The 22,734-nt window shown below is 44.6% G+C and carries 21 protein-coding genes; 14 read left to right on the plus strand and 7 right to left on the minus strand.

The features are described 5' to 3' along the window. The first annotated feature begins 53 nt into the window (after nt 1–53). The 8 genes from EAH55_RS09615 to EAH55_RS09650 all read left to right on the plus strand — a co-directional run bounded on the left by EAH55_RS09615 (nt 54) and on the right by EAH55_RS09650 (nt 8,066). Nucleotides 54–386 (plus strand): L-rhamnose mutarotase, encoded by a 333-nt coding sequence (locus EAH55_RS09615; RefSeq protein ID WP_121809429.1) that lies wholly within the window; start codon nt 54–56, stop codon nt 384–386. A 12-nt stretch (nt 387–398) separates the two neighbouring features. Next, nucleotides 399–1,751, plus strand: coding sequence for an alpha-L-fucosidase (locus EAH55_RS09620; RefSeq protein ID WP_121809430.1), 1,353 nt, complete (start codon nt 399–401; stop codon nt 1,749–1,751). Nucleotides 1,752–1,799: 48 nt separating this feature from the next. Next, entirely contained in the window at nt 1,800–3,461 is a 1,662-nt protein-coding gene (locus EAH55_RS09625) for a UxaA family hydrolase (RefSeq protein ID WP_121809431.1), read from the plus strand. Between the two features lie 246 nt (nt 3,462–3,707). Beyond that, on the plus strand, nt 3,708–4,472 hold the full coding sequence (locus EAH55_RS09630) for an SDR family NAD(P)-dependent oxidoreductase (protein ID WP_112567999.1): 765 nt from the start codon (nt 3,708–3,710) through the stop codon (nt 4,470–4,472). 13 nt (nt 4,473–4,485) lie between these two features. Beyond that, on the plus strand, nt 4,486–5,775 hold the full coding sequence (locus EAH55_RS09635; protein WP_121809432.1) for an alpha-L-fucosidase: 1,290 nt from the start codon (nt 4,486–4,488) through the stop codon (nt 5,773–5,775). A gap of 12 nt (nt 5,776–5,787) precedes the next feature. Continuing rightward, a complete protein-coding gene (locus EAH55_RS09640) occupies nt 5,788–6,639 on the plus strand; it encodes a fumarylacetoacetate hydrolase family protein (RefSeq protein ID WP_121809433.1) in 852 nt (283 codons plus the stop codon). After that, complete coding sequence (locus tag EAH55_RS09645) at nt 6,626–7,456, plus strand: amidohydrolase family protein (protein WP_121809434.1); 831 nt, start codon at nt 6,626–6,628, stop codon at nt 7,454–7,456. Before EAH55_RS09640 ends, EAH55_RS09645 begins: the two co-directional genes overlap by 14 nt. A 403-nt stretch (nt 7,457–7,859) precedes the next feature. Next, nucleotides 7,860–8,066, plus strand: coding sequence for a hypothetical protein (locus EAH55_RS09650; protein ID WP_090528232.1), 207 nt, complete (start codon nt 7,860–7,862; stop codon nt 8,064–8,066). A gap of 88 nt (nt 8,067–8,154) precedes the next feature. On the opposite strand, the gene EAH55_RS09655 is transcribed toward EAH55_RS09650, so the two are convergent. Further along, the gene (locus tag EAH55_RS09655) at nt 8,155–8,652 is read right to left on the minus strand and encodes a DinB family protein (RefSeq protein ID WP_114936818.1); all 498 of its coding nucleotides are present in this window, start codon (nt 8,650–8,652) and stop codon (nt 8,155–8,157) included. A 575-nt stretch (nt 8,653–9,227) separates the two neighbouring features. Here EAH55_RS09655 and EAH55_RS09660 point away from each other — a divergent pair. From EAH55_RS09660 to EAH55_RS09675, 4 genes are all read left to right on the plus strand, one after another. Further along, complete coding sequence (locus tag EAH55_RS09660) at nt 9,228–10,025, plus strand: HipA family kinase (RefSeq protein WP_121809435.1); 798 nt, start codon at nt 9,228–9,230, stop codon at nt 10,023–10,025. Then, a complete protein-coding gene (locus EAH55_RS09665; RefSeq protein WP_114936820.1) occupies nt 10,012–10,386 on the plus strand; it encodes a DUF3037 domain-containing protein in 375 nt (124 codons plus the stop codon). Before EAH55_RS09660 ends, EAH55_RS09665 begins: the two co-directional genes overlap by 14 nt. Before the next feature lie 282 nt (nt 10,387–10,668). Further along, on the plus strand, nt 10,669–11,511 hold the full coding sequence (locus tag EAH55_RS09670; protein WP_208644821.1) for a ThuA domain-containing protein: 843 nt from the start codon (nt 10,669–10,671) through the stop codon (nt 11,509–11,511). A gap of 265 nt (nt 11,512–11,776) precedes the next feature. Then, complete coding sequence (locus EAH55_RS09675; protein ID WP_121809436.1) at nt 11,777–12,628, plus strand: alpha/beta fold hydrolase; 852 nt, start codon at nt 11,777–11,779, stop codon at nt 12,626–12,628. Here the strand turns inward: EAH55_RS09675 and EAH55_RS09680 are convergent. The 5 genes from EAH55_RS09680 to rhaT all read right to left on the minus strand — a co-directional run bounded on the left by EAH55_RS09680 (nt 12,621) and on the right by rhaT (nt 19,651). Continuing rightward, nucleotides 12,621–13,403 carry a polysaccharide deacetylase family protein gene (locus tag EAH55_RS09680; protein WP_121809437.1) on the minus strand — a complete coding sequence of 261 codons (783 nt, stop codon included), beginning with the start codon at nt 13,401–13,403 and terminating at the stop codon, nt 12,621–12,623. The two genes, EAH55_RS09675 and EAH55_RS09680, sit on opposite strands and share 8 nt — an antisense overlap. Before the next feature lie 64 nt (nt 13,404–13,467). Next, entirely contained in the window at nt 13,468–14,853 is a 1,386-nt protein-coding gene (locus EAH55_RS09685; protein ID WP_121809438.1) for an FGGY-family carbohydrate kinase, read from the minus strand. A gap of 4 nt (nt 14,854–14,857) precedes the next feature. Then, complete coding sequence (locus tag EAH55_RS09690) at nt 14,858–16,132, minus strand: TIM barrel protein (RefSeq protein ID WP_121809439.1); 1,275 nt, start codon at nt 16,130–16,132, stop codon at nt 14,858–14,860. 266 nt (nt 16,133–16,398) lie between these two features. Next, nucleotides 16,399–18,519 carry a bifunctional aldolase/short-chain dehydrogenase gene (locus tag EAH55_RS09695; RefSeq protein ID WP_121809440.1) on the minus strand — a complete coding sequence of 707 codons (2,121 nt, stop codon included), beginning with the start codon at nt 18,517–18,519 and terminating at the stop codon, nt 16,399–16,401. A gap of 52 nt (nt 18,520–18,571) precedes the next feature. Next, the gene (gene rhaT, locus EAH55_RS09700) at nt 18,572–19,651 is read right to left on the minus strand and encodes an L-rhamnose/proton symporter RhaT (RefSeq protein ID WP_121809441.1); all 1,080 of its coding nucleotides are present in this window, start codon (nt 19,649–19,651) and stop codon (nt 18,572–18,574) included. 259 nt (nt 19,652–19,910) lie between these two features. On the opposite strand from rhaT, the gene EAH55_RS09705 reads away from it, so the two are divergent. After that, a complete protein-coding gene (locus EAH55_RS09705) occupies nt 19,911–21,404 on the plus strand; it encodes a gluconokinase (RefSeq protein WP_121809442.1) in 1,494 nt (497 codons plus the stop codon). A gap of 121 nt (nt 21,405–21,525) precedes the next feature. Here EAH55_RS09705 and EAH55_RS09710 read toward each other — a convergent pair whose 3' ends face one another. Then, entirely contained in the window at nt 21,526–22,164 is a 639-nt protein-coding gene (locus EAH55_RS09710) for a phosphatase PAP2-related protein (protein WP_121809443.1), read from the minus strand. Between the two features lie 144 nt (nt 22,165–22,308). On the opposite strand from EAH55_RS09710, the gene EAH55_RS09715 reads away from it, so the two are divergent. Next, nucleotides 22,309–22,725, plus strand: a complete 417-nt coding sequence (locus tag EAH55_RS09715; protein ID WP_121809444.1) for a MerC domain-containing protein — start codon at nt 22,309–22,311, stop codon at nt 22,723–22,725. Nucleotides 22,726–22,734 lie beyond the last annotated feature (9 nt).

Consider the following 22,734-nt stretch of genomic DNA (forward strand, 5'->3'; position numbering starts at 1 on the left):
TGTAAACCTTATTTCTTTGTATTACCGATATAAACTTTTTTGAGAGCTATTCTATGAGCCAACGATACTGTTTAACCCTCGATCTGAAAGACGACGCGGCACTCATTGCCGAATACGAAAAATACCACGAAGCCATTTGGCCCGAAATTCATGAAAGCATTACTGCTAAGGGAATCACCAATATGGAGATCTACCGTTTTGATACCCGCATGTTCATGATCATGGAGGTTGATGATACTTTCAGCTTTGAAAAATCGGCAGCAATGGATGCGGCAAATCCAAAAGTACAGGAGTGGGAAGATTTGATGTGGGGCTACCAGTCGCCGGTAAAAAATGCGCCGGTAGGTGCTAAATGGGTTTTAATGGATAAAGTTTTCTCATTATAAAACAGGATAGCTATGCTAAAGAAACTACAATTACTACTGATGTTCGCGTTACTGATGGCTCCATCGGTATTCGCGCAAAAGATGATAGGCACCGAAACTGATGCCCAAAAAGAGAAACGCATGGAATGGTGGAAGGACGACCGCTTTGGTATGTTCATTCACTGGGGCCTGTATTCGCAGGCGGCCCGTCACGAATGGGTAAAGCACAACGAAAAAATTGATAATGCCGGTTATCAGAAATATTTCGACCAGTTTAACCCCGATCTGTTCGACCCACAAAAATGGGCTAAACAAGCCAAAGCGGCAGGGATGAAATATGCTGTGTTGACCACAAAACACCACGAAGGTTTTTGCCTGTTCGATTCAAAATTTACTGATTATAAAGCCCCCAATACCAAGGCTAAACGCGATTTGGTGCGCGAATATGTGAACGCTTTCCGGGCACAAGGTTTAAAAGTTGGCTTTTATTATTCGCTGTTAGACTGGCACCACCCACAATATACTATTGATGATATCCATCCACAGTCTCCTGCTGATAAAAGTGATGCGTCATACGCTAAACTGAACAAGGGAAGAGACATGGCTAAATACCGCCAGTACATGCGCGATCAGATCACCGAGCTGTTAACCAAATATGGCAAGATCGACATCCTTTGGCTTGATTTTTCATTTCCGCGCAAAGATGGTCATGGTAAAGGCAAAGACGAATGGGGATCAGTTGAATTACTTAAACTGATCAGAAAATTACAGCCGGGTATTATTGTAGATAACCGCCTAAACCTGGAAGAATATAAAGATGGTGCAGATTTTGAAACACCTGAACAGGTAAGCACCGCCGAGCTGGCTAAATACCGCGGCAAAACCTGGGAAACCTGCCAAACATTTTCAGGTTCGTGGGGATACTACAGGGATGAGCATACATGGAAAACCCACCGTCAATTGCTCGACCTCTTAATTACTTCGGTAAGCAATGGTGGTAACCTGATATTGAACGTTGGGCCAACCGCGCGTGGCGAATTTGATTATCGTGCTACTAATGCGCTGGATAGTTTGGCTTACTGGATGCATGCCAACAGTAAATCTATTTACAACTGTACTTTTGCACCTGATAGCTATAAAGTACCCGAAGGAACTAAACTTACTTATAACAAAGCCGCCGGTAAATTGTATGTACAATTGTTCAGCTATCCGCAGGGTAAACTGGTATTGCCTGGTTACAAAGGCAAGATCAAATATGCGCAGTTTTTGAACGACAGCTCGGAGCTTTTATATAAAGAAACTAACGGCGAGGATCTGGAGATAACGCTGCCCGCGCAGAAGCCTAATTACGAAATACCGGTAATTGAACTTACGCTTCAGCAATAAGCTAAAAAATATTGTCCTTATAAAAAGAAGGACCGATCATATAATATAATGTCAACACAAAAAGAAACATATTTAAGGATCCATCCGCATGATAACGTACTGGTAGCCTTACAAGATTTGGCACAGGGAACAGTTATCACGTTTGATGGACAGACTTTTCCACTGGTAGATAAAATAGCGGCAAAGCACAAGTTTGCTATTAATGAATTGCCCGAAGGCAAAGAAATTTACATGTATGGCGTACTGGTAGGCAAGGCCTCTGCAACTATACCGCAGGGTGGTTTGCTTACTACCGAAAACGTACATCACGCTGCCGAAGGTTTTCACCTTGGCGAGCGTAAACTGAACTGGCACAAACCTGATACCGGCAATTTTGATGGCAAAACCTTTATGGGGTATCACCGTGCCGATGGTTCGGTTGGTACAGGTAACTATTGGATAGTAGTACCGCTTGTTTTCTGCGAGAACAGGAATATCAACGTGTTAAAAGAAGCATTGGTTGATAAACTGGGCTATAAAAAAGCCAAGAGCTACGAGGGCGATGTTGAGCAGCTGATGGAGCTTTATCAGGCAGGTAAATCGGTAGAGGAGATTCTGAATGCCGATATCCAGGGTACTGAAGAGAAGCCAAACTCCAAACGATTATTTAAAAATATCGACGGCATCAAATTTCTGAGCCACAGCTTGGGCTGCGGTGGCACGCGTGAAGATTCTGACGCGCTTTGCGGTTTAATAGCTGGTTATATCACGCATCCTAACGTAGCCGGTGCAACTATATTGAGCTTGGGCTGCCAGCACGCGCAGGTAAGTATTTTACAAAATGAAATTGCCAAACGCGATGCTAACTTCAGCAAGCCGCTGGTTGTTTTGGAACAGCAAAAAGTAGGTACCGAAAGTGAGCTACTGAAACAAGCTTTAAAGCAAACCTTTGCCGGTTTAGTGAAGGCTAATGAAACTACACGCCAGCCTGCGCCGTTATCGAAATTGTGTGTTGGTTTGGAGTGCGGTGGTTCTGATGGCTTTTCAGGTATTTCGGCTAACCCGGCATTGGGCTATTTATCCGATCTGCTGGTTACCATGGGCGGTTCGGTGATCCTGTCGGAGTTTCCGGAGCTTTGCGGGGTAGAGCAGGAGCTGAGTGACCGCTGTATCGATGTAGACACAGCCAACCGCTTCATGCACCTCATGACCACTTACAATGCCCGTGCAGAGGCCGATGGTTCCGGCTTTTACGCCAACCCATCGCCGGGCAATATCCGTGATGGCTTAATTACCGATGCCATTAAATCGGCAGGGGCAGCAAAAAAAGGTGGCACATCTCCGGTAACAGCGGTATTAGATTATCCTGAAAAAGTAACCAAGCCAGGATTAAATCTGTTATGTACTCCGGGTAGTGATGTTGAAAGTACCACTGCCGAGGTAGGTGCAGGTGCCAATATCGTACTGTTCACCACTGGTTTGGGCACGCCTACAGGTAACCCTGTTACGCCTGTTATTAAACTATCAACCAATACGGCTATGTTTCAGCGCATGCCCGATATTATTGATATCAATTGCGGAACCATTATTGAAGGTGCTGAAACCATCCAGCAGGCCGGTGAGCGGATCCTGGATTACGTAATAAAAGTTGCCAGCGGCGAAGCAGAACCGAAATCGGTAAAGCTTGGCCAGGACGATTTTATTCCGTGGAAGAGAGGGGTGTCGTTGTAAATAAAGAAAGTTGTTGGTGGCAACATCAACAACGGCAAACTATAAAAAGCTCCCCTCTTGAGAGGGGGCGCGATGGAAAAGAGCGTTAGGAGGGGTGTGTCTATGCGAGCAGAATATAAACGTAGAAACACACCCCTACACCCCTCTCAAGAGGGGAATCGCACTTGGCCACCGTTTTGAATTACGAAATATTTAATAACCATAAAACAAAATTCTCTCCTTTTAGGGGAGATTTAGAGGGGGCTTATGTTTAAACTAACCAATAAATCAGTAATTGTAACCGGCGGTGGCAGCGGCATAGGTAAAGCTATGGCGGTATTATTTGCACAGCAAGGCGCCGAAGTTCATATCATCGAATTAAACGATCAGGCAGCGGCAGATACCGTGACCGAAATAACCACGGCTGGCGGAAAGGCTACCGGCTATGCTTGCGATGTAAGTAATCAACAACAAGTAGTTGATACTTTCACCAAAATAGGTAAGATAGATATCCTGATCAATAACGCGGGTATAGCGCACATCGGTCGCGCGGATAATACCAGTACCGAAGATTTTGAGCGTGTATTTAATGTAAACGTTAAAGGTGCTTACAACTGCTTATACGCGGCTATTCCGGTATTAAAAAACAACGGTGGCGGCGTAATCCTGAACACAGCTTCAATAGCAGCCAGTGTAGGTATCACCGACAGGTTTGCTTACTCTATGAGCAAGGGCGCTATTCACGCCATGACTTTGTCTGTAGCGCGTGATTATCTGCATGATAATATCCGTTGTAACTGTATCTCGCCGGCAAGGGTTCATACACCTTTTGTGGATGGCTTTATCGCTAAAAACTATGCAGGCCGCGAAGAAGAGATTTTTGAAAAGCTATCAAAAAGCCAGCCGATAGGCAGGATGGGCAAACCGGAAGAAGTAGCAGCTTTGGCACTTTACCTCTGCTCGGACGAAGCTGGTTTCATTACCGGTACCGATTATCCTATCGATGGCGGCTTTATCACTCTGAACAATTAAAACCTGATTTGATATGATTAAAAAGCTATTATTAATGGGTATGCTGCTTGGCGTGGTACGCGCGGGCGCTCAAACCTACACACCAACTGCCGATAACCTTGCCGCAAGGAAAAACTTCCAGGATATGAAGTTCGGTCTGTTTATTCACTGGGGCATTTACAGTGAGCTTGGCGCGGGTGAGTGGGTGATGAACGAGAAGCATATTCCTTATGATAGCTATAAACGCCTGGCCGATTTTTTTTATCCGCAGGCTTTTAACGCCCATGAATGGGTGATGTTTGCAAAAAAAGCAGGCATGAAGTATATCACCATTACTTCGCGCCATCACGATGGCTTTAGCATGTTTGGTACCAAGGCATCGCCATATAATATTGTTGATGCTACGCCTTACCATAAAGACCCATTGATGGAGCTTGCACAGGAATGCGTTAAGGAAGGTATCGAACTGCACTTTTATTATTCACTGCTGGATTGGGGACGTAAAGATTACGCTTATGGCAGTCCGATTGCGGATGGTAAACCTGTAAACGGCGATTGGGACAGCTATATCAATTTCATGAAAGCCCAGCTTACCGAACTCATTACCAAATATCCGGGTGTTAAAGGCATATGGTTTGATGGCCATTGGGAGCGTGATGTTAACTGGCATTATGACGAGATTTACGGCCTGATCCATAAATTGAACCCCGCGATACTGGTAGGTAATAACCACCATCTTGAACCAAAGGAAGGCGAAGATTTCCAGATGTTTGAAAAAGACCTGCCCGGAGCCAACACCACTGGCTTCAGCGGTAAATCAAAAATCGGTATCCTGCCTTTAGAAACCTGCGAAACCATCAACAATAGCTGGGGCTTTAACATTACCGACAGGAGCTTTAAATCATCCAAACGCATTATCCATTACCTGGTAAATGCGGCAGGTTTAAACGCCAACTTTTTATTAAACATAGGCCCAATGCCAAATGGTAAAATTCAGCCTGAGTTTACCGATACATTGGCCATTGTAGGCGCCTGGGTACAAAAAAACGGTGAAGCTATTTACGGTACCCGTGGCAGCGGCATCCCTGCGCAGCCCTGGGGAGTTATCACACAAAAAGATAAAAACCTTTATGTGCACGTGATGACACCGCCACAACAGCCATATGTTTTCATTCCGCAATTAAAAGGTAAGGTAACTAAAGCCGCTTTACTGGCAGATGGCAGCGCGGTGAAATTTAAACAACAAACAGAGGGCGTGTTTGTATACCTAAGTGGTGTTGCAACTGACCCTAACGATACTATTATTAAACTGACAACTAACTAATACAACGATAATATGAAACTTATACGATTTGGCGAGCCAGGTAAAGAGAAACCGGGAATTATACAAAACGATAAAAGATATGATGTATCTGCCTTTGGCGAAGATTACACCGAGCAGTTTTTTGAAACTGATGGACTTAGCCGCCTTGCTGATTTCATCAAAGATAACCTGCTGCCTGAAGTTGCCGAAGATGTACGCTTAGGAAGCCCTATCGCCCGCCCTTCAAAACTGGTTTGTATTGGTTTAAATTATGCCGACCACGCCAAAGAAACCAACGCGCCACTGCCACCGGAGCCGGTTATCTTCATGAAATCAACTACAGCTATTGTTGGTCCGTTTGATGATATCATGATCCCTAAGAATTCGGTTAAAACCGATTGGGAAGTGGAATTGGCTGTGGTTATCGGTAAAAAAGCCTCATATGTTGAAGAAGCTGAAGCTATGGACTATGTTGCCGGATACGTATTGCATAACGACGTGAGCGAACGTGAGTTTCAGTTAGAGCGTAACGGAACCTGGGATAAAGGTAAAGGTTGCGACACTTTTGCACCGCTTGGTCCGTTTTTGGCTACACCTGATGAAATTGCCGACCCGCATAACCTGCGCCTTTGGTTAACTGTAAACGGCGAAACCATGCAAGATGGTACTACATCAAACTTTATATTTAATCTGCCGCACCTGATCTCATATACCAGCCAGTTCATGACCTTGTTGCCAGGTGATATCATTTCAACAGGTACACCTGCAGGTGTTGGTTTAGGGATGAAGCCGCCAATTTATTTAAAAGCGGGCGACGTGGTTGAATTGGGTATTGAAGGCCTTGGCCAATCAAAGCAAAACTTAATAGCGTATGCTAAAAATTGATGCACATCAGCATTTCTGGCAATATAACCCGGTAAGGGACAGCTGGATTACTGAAGAGATGCAGGTAATAGGTCGGGATTTTTATCCGGAAGACCTGTTACCTGTATTGCAAAAACACGGCATAGACGGCTGTGTAGCAGTTCAGGCGGATCAGTCGGAAAAGGAAACCGAATTTTTGCTCGACCTGGCTTCCGTTAATCCTTTTATTAAAGGGGTAGTGGGCTGGATTGATCTGAAGGCCGATGACCTGGACGAAAGGTTGCATCATTTTAAAAAGTATGAAAAGCTCAAAGGTTTCAGACACATCTTACAGTCGGAACCCGATGAGCAATATATGCTCAATCCCGCATTTAAAAAAGGGATTGCAAGTTTGAGTAAATACGGATATACTTATGATATCCTGGTCTTTCCCAATCACTTGCCTTATGCCGCACAGTTAGCAGCCGAATTCCCGGATCAAAAGCTTGTGCTCGACCATATGGCCAAACCGTACATCAAAGCCGGTAAAATTGATGGCTGGAAACAGGATATTGAAAAGCTGGCAAGTTATCCGAATGTGTCTTGTAAAGTATCGGCCTTACTTACAGAAGCCGACTGGCACAATACTCCGGCTGCTGATTTTATTCCATATATCGATATTGTTTTCAACGCTTTCGGAATCAACAGGGTAATGTTTGGATCTGATTGGCCGGTATGTTTACTGGCTGGCGGCTATGAAAAAACTATGGAGGTGATGAACCTATATGTTGAAAGGCTTTCTGCTACAGAAAAAGAATTGTTTTTTGGCGGGAACGCGATAGCGTTTTATGGGTTATAAAGAACAGTCGATCTGTGGGGACACGGATCGGAGAAATAAAATTGCTTGATCCACCCCGCGTCCGTGTCCTCACGGACGCTTCCCAAACCATCAAATTTCGTGCTTTCACGATACTTCGCTACTGTACTAAAATCACGAAACTGTACTGTATATTATTTATTTCAAAACGATAGGCGCTATTATCAATATGATAGTGTAGCGTTTGGTTCATTTCGTTATAAATCAATTAAATATCAACTTCAGTGTAATATTAAGGTAACATACAACGTCAGATATAAGTATGGCACACATTTAGCTATACTTGCACATGATTGATGCAAAATATAACTAAAAAGGTGAACCATTTGGCTCCGGATAACGTTATATAGGTACCAATCAGACTTAAATTTTTATGTTAGACGTTATGTACACAACCCTGTTACAAGTTGTAGTCCTGCTTGCGGTTTTCATTTTGCCTATGTTCATTTTTGGCAAAAGGATCAGGAACAAAAAAGTAAAGACCGTTAATTACAAAATAGATACCGATACCTCAGAGGCCCGATATGCTATTAACGAAAATGGCTTCCTGGAAGAAATTAATACAGGCAAGCTCTCAAAGCACCGTAGCTGAGTGCAAAAAGAAATACAAAAGCAAAGCTTGCCTGTGCCCGCTTTGCTTTTGTATTAACTATTAACTGATCTTATTTCTTCCCGTCTTTTTAAAAGCCCTGCTCATCCGCGCTCGGGCCATAACTTCCCGGAATAGGAATATCCAGCAAACGCAAATAAACGCCCAACTGTGCCCTGTGGTGCACTATCTGGCAGTAAGTCATCCTGATTACTTCAGCCTTCGAACGTTGATTCAGAATTTGTTCTCCGTTGCGCAATGTCCAGATCTTATCAAAAGTGCTGACATCGGCCTTTTGCAGGTTGGAGTAGCCATCGGCCAATGAATCTTCGAATAGTTTCATCAATTCGGCTGTGCCGCTTACTTTTTTTGGTTCATAGGGTACGGTAGCAAAGTCAAGTCCATCGGTATGTAGGGTCAGGCTTACCCAGGTAGGTAATTCAGCAATGTGGGTAGATAGTTGTTCAATGGTCATGCTTTTTGGGTGCGGTTTCCATTGGTATTTATCGTCGGGGATGCGGCTCAGCATTTTTTCGGTGGTTTGAGCTTCCTGTTCCATCTCCTGCAATAATGATTTCAAAGTGTCCATAAGTGTTGTGTTTTTGTTTTCTGATGTAAAGTAACGGCAGGCTAATGACAGCCCTATGTCAGCAGGTGTCACTGATTTTTTTGATTTCGCTGATTTTTTTTTCTGAACCATGATTTTGGGGATTTGAGGATTAATCGGATTCTCTTTTTTAGACGAATGATTATATAAAACGGGGTTTTTCCGTCAGCAGATAAGTTTCGGAAGAAAGCGGGTAGAACAATGGTGGATGGTGCGGCAGTAGGGGCATAGCAAATATTTGCAGATGGGTGGGATGGAGCGAACGCAGTGGGGCAACTTTTTGCAGCCCGTGGTTCTGACCGCTTTGCAGGGCAAGGCGAGTGCGGCAAAGAAACCTCTCTGCTGACTTGATTTTTTGGTTACTTTTGTATCAAGACAAAAGTAACAGCCACCGCGGCAATTGAGCGGCGAATGATCTTAATTTAGAATTAGCTCGTTAGTAGGGTGGGCGTTCCCGTTAGTTAACGGGCGGGCTTTCCGCTCATACGCCTGCAGGCATTACGCTCGGGCCGGTATCCGCTGCAATCCCTAACGCTGGCTTTTGCTTAACTAAAACTATGAATTATACACCACCACAGCTCCGCACCGTTAACGTGATCCGTTACGTAACGCCGTTGCGTGAGGGCGGGTCACTACCGGCCATTGCCGAAGCTGACGACGAGTTTTTATATGTACTGAAATTCCGCGGAGCGGGTCAGGGGGTAAAAGCCCTCATTGCCGAATTGATTGGCGGCGAGATTGCCCGTTTGCTTGGGTTTAAAGTGCCCGAATTGGTTTTCGCTAATCTTGATGAAGCATTCGGTCGCTCGGAAGCTGATGAAGAGATCCAGGACCTGCTGAAATTCAGCGTAGGCCTTAACCTGGCGCTGCACTATTTGTCGGGCGCTATTACCTTTGATCCGGCGGTTACCGTGGTTGATTCAAAGCTGGCTTCACAGATTGTTTGGTTTGATTGCTTGCTTACCAATGTAGACCGTACCGCGCGCAATACCAATATGCTGATATGGCATAAGGAGCTATGGATGATTGATAACGGTGCCGCCCTGTATTTTCATCACTCCTGGAACAACTGGCAGGAAATGGCTACTCGTCCGTTTTTGCAGGTAAAAGATCATGTGTTGCTTGCCCGTGCAAATCAGTTAGATACTGTTGACGCCGAGTTTAAGACGATACTAACGCCCGAAAAGATCCGTGATATCGTTGCGCTGATCCCTGATGAATGGATTACTTACCGGGATTTTGAAGAAACCCCTGATGAAGTACGGAATATTTATGCCGAGTTTTTAATAACCCGGCTGGCCGCTTCAGAAGTATTTGTTAACGCCGCAAAACAAGCCCTATATGCAGGTATTTGAGTACGCAGTTATCCGCGTTGTACCCAGGGTGGAGCGTGAAGAATTTATCAATATAGGAGTGATCCTGTTTTGTCCTAAGCAAAAGTTTTTAAAAGTACTGTTCAAGCCTGATGACGAACGCCTGGCTGCTTTTTGTGGTGACCTGGACCTGGATTGCCTCAAGGAAAATATCAATTCGCTCGAGCGTATTTGTAATGGCGAGAAGGATGCTGGCCCTATCGCACAGTTGGATCAGCCATCGCGCTTCCGCTGGCTTACGGCAACACGTAGTACAGTGGTACAGGCGTCAAAAGTGCATCCTGGGATGACAGCTGATGCTGAAGCTACATTGAACAGGTTGTTTGAGCAGATGGTGTTATAAGGTACGTGTTGCCCGTGGGGACACGGGCAGCGGGATAAAAACCATGTCATTGCGAGGCACGAAGCAATCGCATACTATACAGGGCGGTTATGCTACCGTGCGATCGCCACGCTTCGCAATGACATATTTTTTATGAAGTACAGTTAAACATCACTTCCGCCGATATTGGCGCTATCACCAACATGTATAACCCCTACATCACCTCTCATTCCGCACTTTTCCAACCGCTATCCCTCTAAATGCTTTAGTTTTATATCACCATTATAACCACATGGATATATTATGATTAACCAAACCAATTTCAGTAAAGCATTGGTATTTGCCATTGCGCTTTGTATGGCATTTTTTAGTTTAAACACGGCTAATGCTCAGCGAAAGAAATTTAAAGTAATAGCCTTTTACACCGGGCGGAACGATCTGGCGCATATCAGCTTTATGCATGAGGCTAACCGCTGGTTCCCTGAAATGGCGAAGAAGTATAATTTCACTTACGATAGCACCAATAACTGGGCAAACATGAACCCTGAGTTTTTGGCCAAATACCAGGTGGTGATATTTTTAGATACCCGCGCCGATAATTCTGAACAACGCGCGGCTTTTGAACAGTATATGAAAAAAGGCGGTGCCTGGATGGGTTTCCACTTCTCGGCTTTCGCACTTACGCCCTCGGATTTTCCGCAAAATTGGGACTGGTATCATAACGAATTTTTAGGCTCAGGCCAATATGTGAGTAATACCTGGCACCCAACCGCGGCCATATTAAGGGTTGAGGATCCAATGCATCCGGTTACCAAGGGTTTGCCTAAAACTTTTAAAACTCAGCCTAACGAATGGTACCGCTGGGAGCATGACCTGCGCAAGAACCCGGATATAGACATCCTGTTGGCGGTTGACTCAACAAGCTTTCCTTTAGGTACGGGTCCAAAGCAATACGAAATCTGGCATAGCGGCTATTACCCTGTAGCCTGGACAAACAAAAAATACAAAATGGTTTACTTTAACATTGGTCACAATGCTATGGACTATGATGGTGGCACCAATAAAACACTATCGCAGACTTTTGCCAATGATGATGTAGATAAGCTGATCATCAATTCGCTGCTTTGGCTGGGGAGAGGGAAATAGTCGTCGGCTTTATTCACTCCATGTCATTGCGAGGAGGAACGACGAAGCAATCGCATGCTCTACAGAGCGGCTTTACTCCTGTGCAGTTGCCGCGCTTCGCAATGACATGTTTTATTGTACACCTATACTCAATCCCGTTTCGCGTCTTATCACCTTTACATATCCACTCATTTATAGGATTTCGTCGGGAAAATGTAAATAAAATACCTTTCGGTATATTTTAAAAGGTATTTGTTTACTTTGCAGGCGAAACCTGTATCTATTTATGAAAAAGTTTAAGACGGTATTTAACCAGGTAAAATCCCTGAACGGAGCCGAAGCGCCAGATATGGTAAACCTGCTGTGGCAGCTTATCTGTTATTCGCCAAAAATGCCGGTACGCCTGCAGCAGCAACATTTGCTTGACGAAGCTAAACCTTTTACACTTGAAGTTGATGATCCTCATTTTGCTAAATCAGCGTTGAAGTTTAATGGTTTTGTCTGGGGCGAAGGCAACCGAAAGATCATGATCACACATGGCTGGGGTTCAAAAGCTGCCGATTTTGCCGAGCTTATCGTCGCTTTAAAAAATATTATAGATACACAGGTCATCGCTTTCGACGCACCTGGTAATGGTAGTTCGGAAGGAGAATTGTCAAATTTATTGCTCTTTGCCAAAGCAGCGGAAGCTGTGATCAATACTTTTGGTACGCCGGATACAATTATCGGTCATTCGTTAGGTGCCATGGCCAATGGCATCGCTGTAAAGGAAACCGCTATCAAGCCCGCTCTGCTCATCAGCATCGCGCCGCTTATAAACCTTAAAGAAAACTTTGTTGCAAGCTTGAACGCCGCCGATGTTGCGCCAGCGGTTCAAGATAAATTCTTTGCCGATTTTGAATACCTTTTTGCTATGAAGGCTTCAGGTTTTACGATGGATAAATTATACCCGAAGAACGCTATTAAAAAGCATTGGCTGGCCTACGATGAGGATGATAAAACTGCACCGTACACGTTTTTGAAAGATTTCCTTGCCGTGTATCCGTCCATCGAAACTAAAGCCTACGAGGGCCGTGGACATGAACGTATCATTAAAGATGAAGCGGTAATAGCTGATATCGTTAAACTGATTATTTAGCAGCCATTACTTCATCCATCGCCTTCATGAATGTGGTTACTTCAATCTCGTTTCGGTGGGCTGCAAGGTAGGCCAATAATTTCCTGTGGGCATCAGCAGGGGTGATCAGGTAGTCGCCGCCTACGCCGTGAAACATGAAAATACCAAGGCCTCCGCTTTGCTGAACTTTCTTCACAAAATCTATCAGGGCATCGCCGGTTACCGGGTTACCTGTTACACCCCATGAAGGTACTTTTAACGGATCGAGGTTTTTAAAGTCGGTGATCACGGCATCCGGTCCGCCGCCGATACGGGCATATTTTGCCAGTCCTGCTTTTCGCAGCGTATCAACATAATTTATACCTCCAACTTCAACCTCGGTACATGGATATGCATAGGTGCGGCTGCCTGTTTTTCCATCGACAGCAAAAAGCAGGGTATTCATCTCGTTTATTTCGCGAAGCATCATGTACGGTGTATAAATAGCCGAGTTATTTGCCGGGTTGGCCTTTACGTTGGTAAGCAGACAAGGATGATATAAAGTGTGATTAGCCAGCTCATATCCTTTTTTGCCAACCTCGCGCCAGCGGGGCAAAGTAGTTTCGGTCATGTTGCCCATTAAAAAGAATGTGGCAGTGAGATGTGCCGAATCTAACTGGGGAATAGCGATGTTTAACTGCGAATTGATGCCATCATCATAAGTAAGTACAATAATCGCTTTTTTGCGTTTAGTTTGTTGCGCGTTGGCAACAGACACAAAGTTGAGCAATAACAGAAATAGCGCTAATTTTTTCATGAGGGGGGCCTTTGATTGGTTGCCCTAAAATAAAAAAATCCGGCTGATAACCGGATTTTTAAGTTTAATATACTTCGCTCTGCACTCCCGAGTAGTATTTCAATTCGATCAGGTCATGTGGTAATGTTTTGGTATTCCAGGCATGATGTATGGCGAGTGCGGTTCCAACGGCGGTTGCCTGCGCCATTGACGCGGCGTAGACCTCCAAATGAGGGAATGCCAGCGCCAGTAAGTGCATAAATACACTGTTTTTACTAAACCCGCCGTCAACAAAAATGCGTTTTACCTTACAGCCATTTAAAACATAATTGGTTGATATGGTTTGCTGAGCAACAATATCAATCATGAGTTGATGATAGGCTTCAACATCATCTGCAAAGCTGTTTAAATCACGCTGCTCAAATACCGACTTCTGTAATCCTTCACTTTCGTTAGCCTGTAATGCCGGTTGACTACTTAACCGCGCTGCAATAGCCGGATCGTAATTTATGGTACGGTACCTGATCTCGTCCTGGTTAAAATGAGCGGCTATCCGTTTTACCTGTTGCTCATACTCGTAGCCGGTAAACAAGCGCGATGCCTTTACCGGGCTACCTTTGTATTGCAGGTAGTTGAGGCAATCATGTTTCAACTCATCGGGGGTAAGTGGCGTTTGGTTGAATGGATTTAAGCTGATAGACCATGTACCTGTCGAGATCAGCACAAAAGGCATATTAAAGCTTACGAGGTAAGGGATCAATGCCGCAGAGCTATCATGTAACCCAATGCCAACTTTATAAGTACTGCCCGGAAATTCGGCGGACAAAACACTATCGGCAGGGTGAAGGGGGGCCATTTTAGGCAGAATACCCTCCTCGCTCAACCAATTGTGATAATTGTTTTTACCAAAGTCCCAAAGCGCAGTGTGGCAGCCGATGCTGGTTAGATCGCTCACCATTTGCCCGCTGATGAGGTAACTCATGTACTGCGGCAAATGCAGCGCATACTTTATCCGCTTAAATACTTCGGGTTGTTCATACTTGAGCCTGTACAATTGCAGGCCGGAATTGAGGTTGCCCAGAACGGGCGAAGCAGTTTCAAGTGCAAACCTGGCTTCATCGCCATGGCTTTCATAAAACTGCCTGCCCAATTCAGGCGGATATGGCTTTAGGTAATTATACAATGGCGTAAGCGGCTTGCCATATTCATCAACATAAACAAAGCTGGCTCCGTAAGTTGAAAAGTTAACCGCCTTAAGATCAAATTCTTTATGCTTGAAAATTTCGCGCAATGAGTCAAACACCGATAGCCTGAGGCTGTCGAGGTTTTCACATGCGTCGCCGTCCTCGTCGTGGGTTTCCAGGAAGCGGGCCGTGCGTTCAAAAACTATCTTGTAGTTCTGATCGAACAGGAACAGCTTCTTGTTGGTTTTACCCACATCAAAAACGGCTATAACGGGTATCGGCTCCATAGGCTTACAATCCGGTTGATACCGCTTTAGCTCCTCTTTCGTTTATCAGTTGCTGCCTGATGGTTTGCTGTCTGTAAATAGCCAGCGGGTTTAACGCGCCGCCTGCCCTTAAACGCGCCTCGGCCAATAGCGAACGAACATCGGTGCGATAAGCTTGCTGTAATATTTCCTGGGCCAAAACCACATCGTTATCCTGTTGTGCCTGTACTAATGCCTGTGTATCTACTAAAAGTGCTTGCGCATAAGCTATCTTAATAGCCTCAACAGATTGCAACAGATCTTCAATCGGATCTTTAATGTTGTGCGACGCGTCGATCATCCAGCCTATAGAGGTAGCGTGTGTCATACCACGGGCATCCATACCTTCAACCAATTCGTTAAAGATCAGGAACAATTGATATGGGTTGATGCTGCCAACGGTAAGGTCATCATCGCCATATTTTGAATCGTTAAAGTGGAAACCTGCAAGCTTTCCTTCCATCAGCAATAATGAAACTATCTGCTCAATATTCGCACCCTGTAAGTGGTGCCCCAAGTCAACCAGGGTTTGGGCTTTTTGGCCCAATTTAGACGACAATAAGTATGATTGCCCCCAATCGCCGATGGTAGTTGAATAAAAGTTTGGCTCGTAAGGTTTGTACTCTACCCAAACTTTCCAGTCATCGGGCAGGGCATCATAAATTTCCTGCAAGCTTTCTAAAGTGCGTTCAAACGCACCACGCATATTCAGCTGACCAGGGAAATTGGATCCGTCCGACAGCCACACCGATAATGCTTTGGAGTCAAGCTCAACGCCGTATTTAATTACCTCGATATTGTGGGCAACAGCCTGTTTACGCACCGCTTTATCTACATGGTGCAATGAGCCAAATTTGTAGCTAAATTCCTGATCCGGTTGATCCTGAAAGGTATTGGAGTTAACGGCGTCAAAATGCAGACCTAATTGTGCTGCATGAGCTTTGATGGCCGAAGCATTAGATGGGATATCCCAGGGAATATGCAGCGATATAGAGTTGCTGCTGCGGTTAAGCGCGTGGATTAAACCTACATCTTCTATCTTTTCTTCCAGGCTGCGGGGCTCGCCACCACCCGAAAATCTGCCGAAGCGTGTACCGCCGGTACCTAAAGCCCAGCTTGGTATAGCGATATTAAAATCAATCAGTTTTTGCAGGATAGCATCCAGATTTTTCACATCACCGGCAACAAAATCAAATTTGCGCTGATGATCTTTTAGCTGTTGATGATTGGCTTCATCAATTTTATATTTTTCTAACTGCATAATTGGTATTGGTTATATAGCAAGTTAAGCAAGAGCACTTAAACTTGCTAAGTTTATATTTATGTCATTGCGAGGAACGAAGCAATCGCATGCTATACAGAGTGGCTACGCATGGTGACCACGCTTCCGTGCGATTGCCACTCTATCGCTCGCAATGACATGGTTTTATTTTCTTTAAAGCTAAACGATTAACCAGACTTACGAAGTTTTTAAAACTTCGTAAGTCTTTAAGCTAAGACCATGAACCATGATCTATGAGCCATTAACTATCTTACAAACGCCATGGCCACGCCACCATCAACATTCAACACGTTGCCGGTTGATTTGTTGAGCAGGCCGCCTGTAAAGGCGAAACAAGCGTTGGCGATATCAGCAGGTAAAATCACCTCGTTTAATAAAGTACGTTTGGCATAGTAAGCAGGTAGCTCGTCAACAGTAACGCCATAAGCTTTGGCGCGACCTTCGGCCCATCCGCCGGCCCAAATATTGCTGTCGCTGATTACGGCATCCGGGTTAACCACGTTCACACGGATCTTATCGGTGCCAAGCTCAGCAGCGTTCAGCCTGCTCAGGTGTAACTGGGCCGATTTCGCGGAACCGTAGCCCGCGTTGTTCGGTCCGCTTACCAAAGCGTTTTTACTTACAATGTTAATGATATCGCCGCCAATATCTTGTTTTTTCATCACAGCTACGGCAGCCTGTGTAATGAAGAACTGGCCTTTCACCAATACATCATACAACAGGTCCCAATCTTTTTCGGTATGATCTGCAATTGATTTAGAGATAGATAAACCGGCATTGTTCACCACGATATCCACACCTCCGAATGCTAATGCGGCAATTTCAAGGGCTTCGTTGATCTGATCGGCTTTGGTAACATCAAGTATGGCAGTAGTGTATGAATCCTTACCGTATTGTTTTTTGAACTCTTCGCCGGCACCTTCCAAACGCTCTGCGTTCATATCATTTAAGATAACTACCGCACCCTCGTCAACAAATTTTTTGGCGATGGCTTTACCTATGCCGCCCGCGCTGCCTGTGATCAGGGCAATTTTACCCGATAAAGCTTTTGGCTTAGGCATACGCTGTAATTTGGCCTCTTCCAGTAACCAGTACTCGATATCAAAAGCTTCCTGGCGTGGGAGAGAGGTATATTCAGAGATAGCCTCGGCGCCTTTCATTACGTTGATGGCATTGGTATAAAACTCGGCGGCAACACGGGCTGTTTGTTTGTCTTTCGAGAAAGAGAACAAACCTACACCCGGGTAAAGGATAATTACCGGGTTGGTATCCCTGATGGCCGGGCTATTATCATGTTTGCAAGTGTTGTAATAGTCGGTATACATTTGGCGGTAGGCCTCAAATGCAGGAGCTAAGCGTGCTTTTAAAGCAGTAACATCGCTCAGGTCTTCGCCTGGGGCGAGGTCAAGTACCAGCGGACTGATTTTGGTACGCAGGAAGTGATCCGGACAACTGGTACCCAGCGGTGCTAAGCGATCAAGATCATTTGAATTGATAAACTCCAATACGCGGGCATCATCGGTAAAATGACCTACCATGTGCCTGTAGCTTGAGCAAAAGCCACGTAATACCGGTGCAAGGGCGGCAGCCTGTTTTTTACGGGCCGATTCGTCAAGGCTTTCAACTTTTTGTCCGCCAAAAACAGGGCCTTTTTTGCCGTAATTTTCTTCAAGATATTCTGCACAGCGCTCAATAACTTCAAGCGTGTTCATGTAGCTTTCGTAAGCGGTATCGCCCCAGGTAAATAAACCGTGCGAACCCAGCATGATGCCACGGATACCCGGATTTTCATCCAAACATTGTTTTAATTGCAGGCCAAGCTCAAAGCCGGGTTTTTTCCATTCAACCCAACCAATAGTGCCGTTAAAGAGTTCCTGGGTAATTTTCTTTCCATCTTTTGCTGCCGCGATTGCAATGGCTGCATCCGGGTGCAGGTGATCGATATGTTTAAATGGCAGGAAGCCGTGTAACGGTGTATCAATTGATGGCGCTTTTGAGTTAAGATCGTAGATGCAGTGGTTAAAAAGTTCAACCATTTCATCTTCAAATTCCACCCCGCGATAGATATTTTTCAGGCTGCGTAAACGATCAACATACAGGGCTGCGAGACCGCTTTTTTTCAGCGTACCGATGTCGCCGCCAGATCCTTTAATCCACATTACTTCAACCTCGTTACCGGTAAGCGGGTCTTTACTCATCAGTTTACATGAAGTATTGCCGCCGCCGTAGTTAGTAAGGCGCAGATCGGCACCTAAAAGGTTTGAACGGTATATAAGCAGGGCAACTTCGTCGCCTTCCAGTTCGGCGGCCTTAGCATCATCCCAAAGGTAGCTTACATGCTTAAATTGTGTTGTTTTGACAGACATATGTTTAATTACTGAATTGTTGAATTAGTGAATTATTGATTTATTTTGATTGTTATTTAATTGAGTTTCCGTAGCCTACAACCAGCACCGATAGGATGATGACTGCTATACCGGCTATTACTGTGGCGAAGGCTTTTTTGCTTACACCTTTCCATTCTTTAAGAACAAGTCCCCAGGTATTGGCTATCAGGATAATGAAAGCCATGTGCAGGATCCACGAGCTTGCGCCATTGCCCATTTTGCTTTCGCCCATGCCGTAAAAAAAGAATTGTAAAAACCAGGTTGTACCGGCCAATGCCGCAAACAGGTAGTTTTTAAGCAATGGTGTTTTTTTATCGGTATAATTATCAAACGTTTTGTTGCGGGTATTTAGCACCATACACCATATAAAGTTGGTTGTAAGGCCTCCCCAGAGAATAATGATATAGGTTACATTATTGGCATAGAGGAAATTACCTTGCCCCGGATGCCCAGCCTGCCATGCGTGGTTAGCTGTATCGGCCATAGTTTTACCGGCCTCTATACCAAAGTTAAAACAGGCGCTTAATACACCTGATATTATAGCTACTACGATACCCAGGCCAAATCGGTAATCCTTGTTTTCTTGTGCTATGGTTTTATCGCTTGATAGTTCTTTCTCTTTCATGGTGCCGGCCTTACCGCATATGATAATACCCACCACACAAAGCAAAATACCTAATAAAACCATTTGCCCCCATTGGGTATGCAGCATCAGGGTAAAAGTGTCTTTCCCTTCCTTCGGAAAAAAATCGTAATACACCGATGGGATTATCGACCCAAAAACTGAGCATAAGCCCAGAATGATGGTGCTGCCCAATGAAACTCCTAAATAGCGTACTCCAAGGCCGTATGTTAAACCTCCAATTCCCCATAACAGCCCCATCAGGTATGTCCAGCCCAGGGTTGCTGTATCGGTATGGCTTATAATATCCGCGAAACCCGGTATAGTTAGCCATGCTGCCAGCGGTGGTACAATAAGCCATGAAAAAATGCCACCTACTATCCAGTAGCTTTCCCAGGCCCAGTCTTTTATTTTTTTGTAGGGGATGTAAAAGCTCCCCGAAGCAAAGCCACCGATAAAATGAAAGATGACCCCTAAAATTACTTGCATATTCTCTAATTGGTTTATATTGGTAAGGCTAATGTAGATAATAAATATACCCGAACTGTCCCCTGCTGTCGGTTTTGACCGTTGATTTTGTCTGAACCGGGATTGTCTGAACCGGAATTAACAATGAAATGAATTTATCGAATTTTTTAATTTCTGGTGATTCTATAAATTCGTTTAATTCGAGTTCAGACATAATTCAGACAATTCTGATTCAGACAATCCCGGTTCTGTTTATTAATTTGGCGTCAAATACATCACTATGCAGGCATATATTTTAGGGATTGATATTGGCACCGGCAGTACTAAGGCCGTAGCTATTAGCTTAACGGGCGAACCATTGGGTACGGTATCCAATCATTATCCTATTAATAGCCCCGAACCCGGTTATAGTGAGCAGGATCCACTGTTGATCTGGGATGCTTTTGTAAAATGCCTCGCTGGTATTACTGCCAAATTAGGAGCGGTGCCACAAGCTGTAAGCCTGAGCAGTGCCATGCACAGCATTATTCCCGTTAATGAGCATGGCGAAGCACTGTTACCCATGATGACCTGGGCCGATGCCCGGAGCGAGAATATAGCACAAGCTTTAAGGCAAACCGAGCAAGGTGCATCATTATATCACAACTGCGGTACAGCTATTCATGCTATGTCGCCTTTAAATAAGTTGCTGTGGCTGCGTGCTAACCGGGTCGATGTTTTTGAAGCGGCGCACAAATTTATTTCGATAAAAGAGTTTATCTGGTTTAGGCTTTTTGGTGTTTTTGAGGTGGATTATTCTATTGCTTCAGCAACAGGTTTGTTTGATATTGTAAAAAAAGAGTGGAATGAGGAGGCCATGAGGGTAACGGGCATTACAACCGCAAAGTTATCAGCCCCGGTTAATACCACTTATTATCGTAATGATGTTAAGCCCGAAGTTGTTTCATTAACCGGTATCATTGCTGACACGTCATTTGTAACAGGAGCGAGCGATGGTGCATGTGCTAACCTCGGCAGCCATACCAATAGCCCCGGTGTGGCCGCGCTTACCATTGGCACCAGTGGCGCGGTACGTATTACAAACCCAAAGCCGGTTTACAATTACGAAGCCATGATTTTTAACTATCTGCTGGACGAACAAACTTATGTTTGTGGCGGTGCCGTAAATAACGGCGGGATAGCGGTAAATTGGTTGCTGAAAAACTTTTTGCAGAAGGAAAACCTTACTGCTGCCGATTACGATGCTTTGTTTGCTGAGATCGCATCCGTACCGGCAGGTAGTAACGGACTGATATTTTTACCTTACCTGTACGGCGAACGTGCCCCGCTTTGGGACACCAAAACCAGCGGTACTTTCTTTAATATCAAACCGGCACACACCCGTTCGCACTTTTTACGCGCAGGATTGGAGGGCATCTGTTTTGCGCTGAACGATGTACTTAAAACACTGGAAGATGCATCGGGTGAAATTACTCAGGTAAATATCAGCGGCGGTTTTACCAGTTCGGCGGTGTGGACACAGATTTTGGCCGATATTACGGGCAAAAAGTTGGCGGTACTGCAATCTGAAGATTCATCGGCATTAGGTGCAATCTACCTGGCAGCACGGGTATTATATCCTAAAAGTTATGAAACGCTCACCCACGTGGAGCATCAGGAATTCATTGAACCTAATATTGATAACCATTCGCTTTACAGCCGAATGTTCCCGGTATTTAAAAAACTGTACGGCGATTTAAAGGACAGCATGCATCTCGTAGATGGATGGGAGTGAAATTCAAAATTTCGTCATGCCGAATTTATTTCGGCACCTCACTCGCTAAGCCGATTTGCAAGGAGTAAACCTGGCTTGTGGGATCCTGAAACAAGTTCAGGATGATGGGTTATCGAGTAATTTAATCCAGTCCAAGCCACTTAACCAATCTCCAGCAACCATATACAAAAAATGGTGCGGCAACAACGTCAATAGTATAATGAATGTGCTGTATGAGTAACAACACTACTAATACTATGGCGCAAATTAGAGCGATTAGTTTATCAACAGGTTTTTGCAGGTGCAGGTATACCAGTACCATGGTTGCTGTATGGCCTGAAAAAAACAGGTCTTTAGTGATAAACGTATGTCCGTAAAAAACGCTGGTACTCGGATCAATAAGAGGGACGAGCCCAACCGGTGGATTAAGCTTTACCAAACTGATGGTAACAAAACGGGCTATACAAACAAGGTTTAGCGTCCAGATGTAGCTGATGCATATCCTTGGGTTATACAATCCCCGCCACATCATGAGCAGGCCCATACTCCAGATGAGTATAAAAATTGGTACCGAAAGATCGTGAGATGGCAAATGGGCCAATATCCAATCATTCAATACAACGCCATCTGTGCGGCGTTCAATGTACTTGAAAAAGGAGGGCAGCAGGTTGATGATAGTAACTATGACAATAGTGGCGCTCAATAATTTAAGCCTGCTGGCCTTTGTATTGTAAGCGCTTTGCCAAAGTTGTTTTATATGGTAAATGTGGGATAAATTCAAACTGTATTTTATTATAAGGCCGCAAAAATACGGTTTGCTGATTAATATTAAGTAATTGTCAGGTATTTGTTAATTTAAGAAGCTATTGTAAGTATAATAAAATCAGATGCAATTTTGTTGCATTAACTTATTTATATTTGCGTCATGGATTTTCAAAAGCTTTCGCCCCGGCTGGATAATATCGGTATAACCGCGTCAACGCTTTGCGCCGTTCATTGCGCGGTGGTGCCTTTGGCGTTTACCAGTTTACCGCTGGTTGGTCTTGGTTTTTTGGCCAATGCCTGGGTAGAGTGGGGGATGATCATTTTTGCTTTAGCTATAGGTGTGTATTCTATTGGGCTATCATATAGGCGAACACATCACCGTGCTTTACCTTTAGCTATGCTGGTATTGGGTTTTGCTATCATTATAGGCGGCCACGGGTTGGCTATAGGAAAAACTGAGGCGATGATTGTTCCATTTGGAGGTTTATTGATTGCTGCCGCGCATTATGTAAACTATAAGTATACAGGAGCCTGCAGCCATGATCATAAAACTTATAAACTGAAAAAAGTTGAATAATGGACAAGC

The organism is Mucilaginibacter kameinonensis (assembly GCF_003675385.1).
Classification (GTDB): Bacteria; Bacteroidota; Bacteroidia; order Sphingobacteriales; family Sphingobacteriaceae; genus Mucilaginibacter; species Mucilaginibacter kameinonensis.

Bases quoted from the DNA above. Each gene is read 5' to 3' on its own strand.
- EAH55_RS09615 (WP_121809429.1), top strand. From the start codon at position 54: ATGAGCCAACGATACTGTTTAACCCTCGATCTGAAAGACGACGCGGCA.
- EAH55_RS09620 (WP_121809430.1), top strand. From the start codon at position 399: ATGCTAAAGAAACTACAATTACTACTGATGTTCGCGTTACTGATGGCT.
- EAH55_RS09625 (WP_121809431.1), top strand. From the start codon at position 1,800: ATGTCAACACAAAAAGAAACATATTTAAGGATCCATCCGCATGATAAC.
- EAH55_RS09630 (WP_112567999.1), top strand. From the start codon at position 3,708: ATGTTTAAACTAACCAATAAATCAGTAATTGTAACCGGCGGTGGCAGC.
- EAH55_RS09635 (WP_121809432.1), top strand. From the start codon at position 4,486: ATGATTAAAAAGCTATTATTAATGGGTATGCTGCTTGGCGTGGTACGC.
- EAH55_RS09640 (WP_121809433.1), top strand. From the start codon at position 5,788: ATGAAACTTATACGATTTGGCGAGCCAGGTAAAGAGAAACCGGGAATT.
- EAH55_RS09645 (WP_121809434.1), top strand. From the start codon at position 6,626: ATGCTAAAAATTGATGCACATCAGCATTTCTGGCAATATAACCCGGTA.
- EAH55_RS09650 (WP_090528232.1), top strand. From the start codon at position 7,860: ATGTACACAACCCTGTTACAAGTTGTAGTCCTGCTTGCGGTTTTCATT.
- EAH55_RS09655 (WP_114936818.1), bottom strand. From the start codon at position 8,652: ATGGACACTTTGAAATCATTATTGCAGGAGATGGAACAGGAAGCTCAA.
- EAH55_RS09660 (WP_121809435.1), top strand. From the start codon at position 9,228: ATGAATTATACACCACCACAGCTCCGCACCGTTAACGTGATCCGTTAC.
- EAH55_RS09665 (WP_114936820.1), top strand. From the start codon at position 10,012: ATGCAGGTATTTGAGTACGCAGTTATCCGCGTTGTACCCAGGGTGGAG.
- EAH55_RS09670 (WP_208644821.1), top strand. From the start codon at position 10,669: ATGATTAACCAAACCAATTTCAGTAAAGCATTGGTATTTGCCATTGCG.
- EAH55_RS09675 (WP_121809436.1), top strand. From the start codon at position 11,777: ATGAAAAAGTTTAAGACGGTATTTAACCAGGTAAAATCCCTGAACGGA.
- EAH55_RS09680 (WP_121809437.1), bottom strand. From the start codon at position 13,403: ATGAAAAAATTAGCGCTATTTCTGTTATTGCTCAACTTTGTGTCTGTT.
- EAH55_RS09685 (WP_121809438.1), bottom strand. From the start codon at position 14,853: ATGGAGCCGATACCCGTTATAGCCGTTTTTGATGTGGGTAAAACCAAC.
- EAH55_RS09690 (WP_121809439.1), bottom strand. From the start codon at position 16,132: ATGCAGTTAGAAAAATATAAAATTGATGAAGCCAATCATCAACAGCTA.
- EAH55_RS09695 (WP_121809440.1), bottom strand. From the start codon at position 18,519: ATGTCTGTCAAAACAACACAATTTAAGCATGTAAGCTACCTTTGGGAT.
- rhaT (WP_121809441.1), bottom strand. From the start codon at position 19,651: ATGCAAGTAATTTTAGGGGTCATCTTTCATTTTATCGGTGGCTTTGCT.
- EAH55_RS09705 (WP_121809442.1), top strand. From the start codon at position 19,911: ATGCAGGCATATATTTTAGGGATTGATATTGGCACCGGCAGTACTAAG.
- EAH55_RS09715 (WP_121809444.1), top strand. From the start codon at position 22,309: ATGGATTTTCAAAAGCTTTCGCCCCGGCTGGATAATATCGGTATAACC.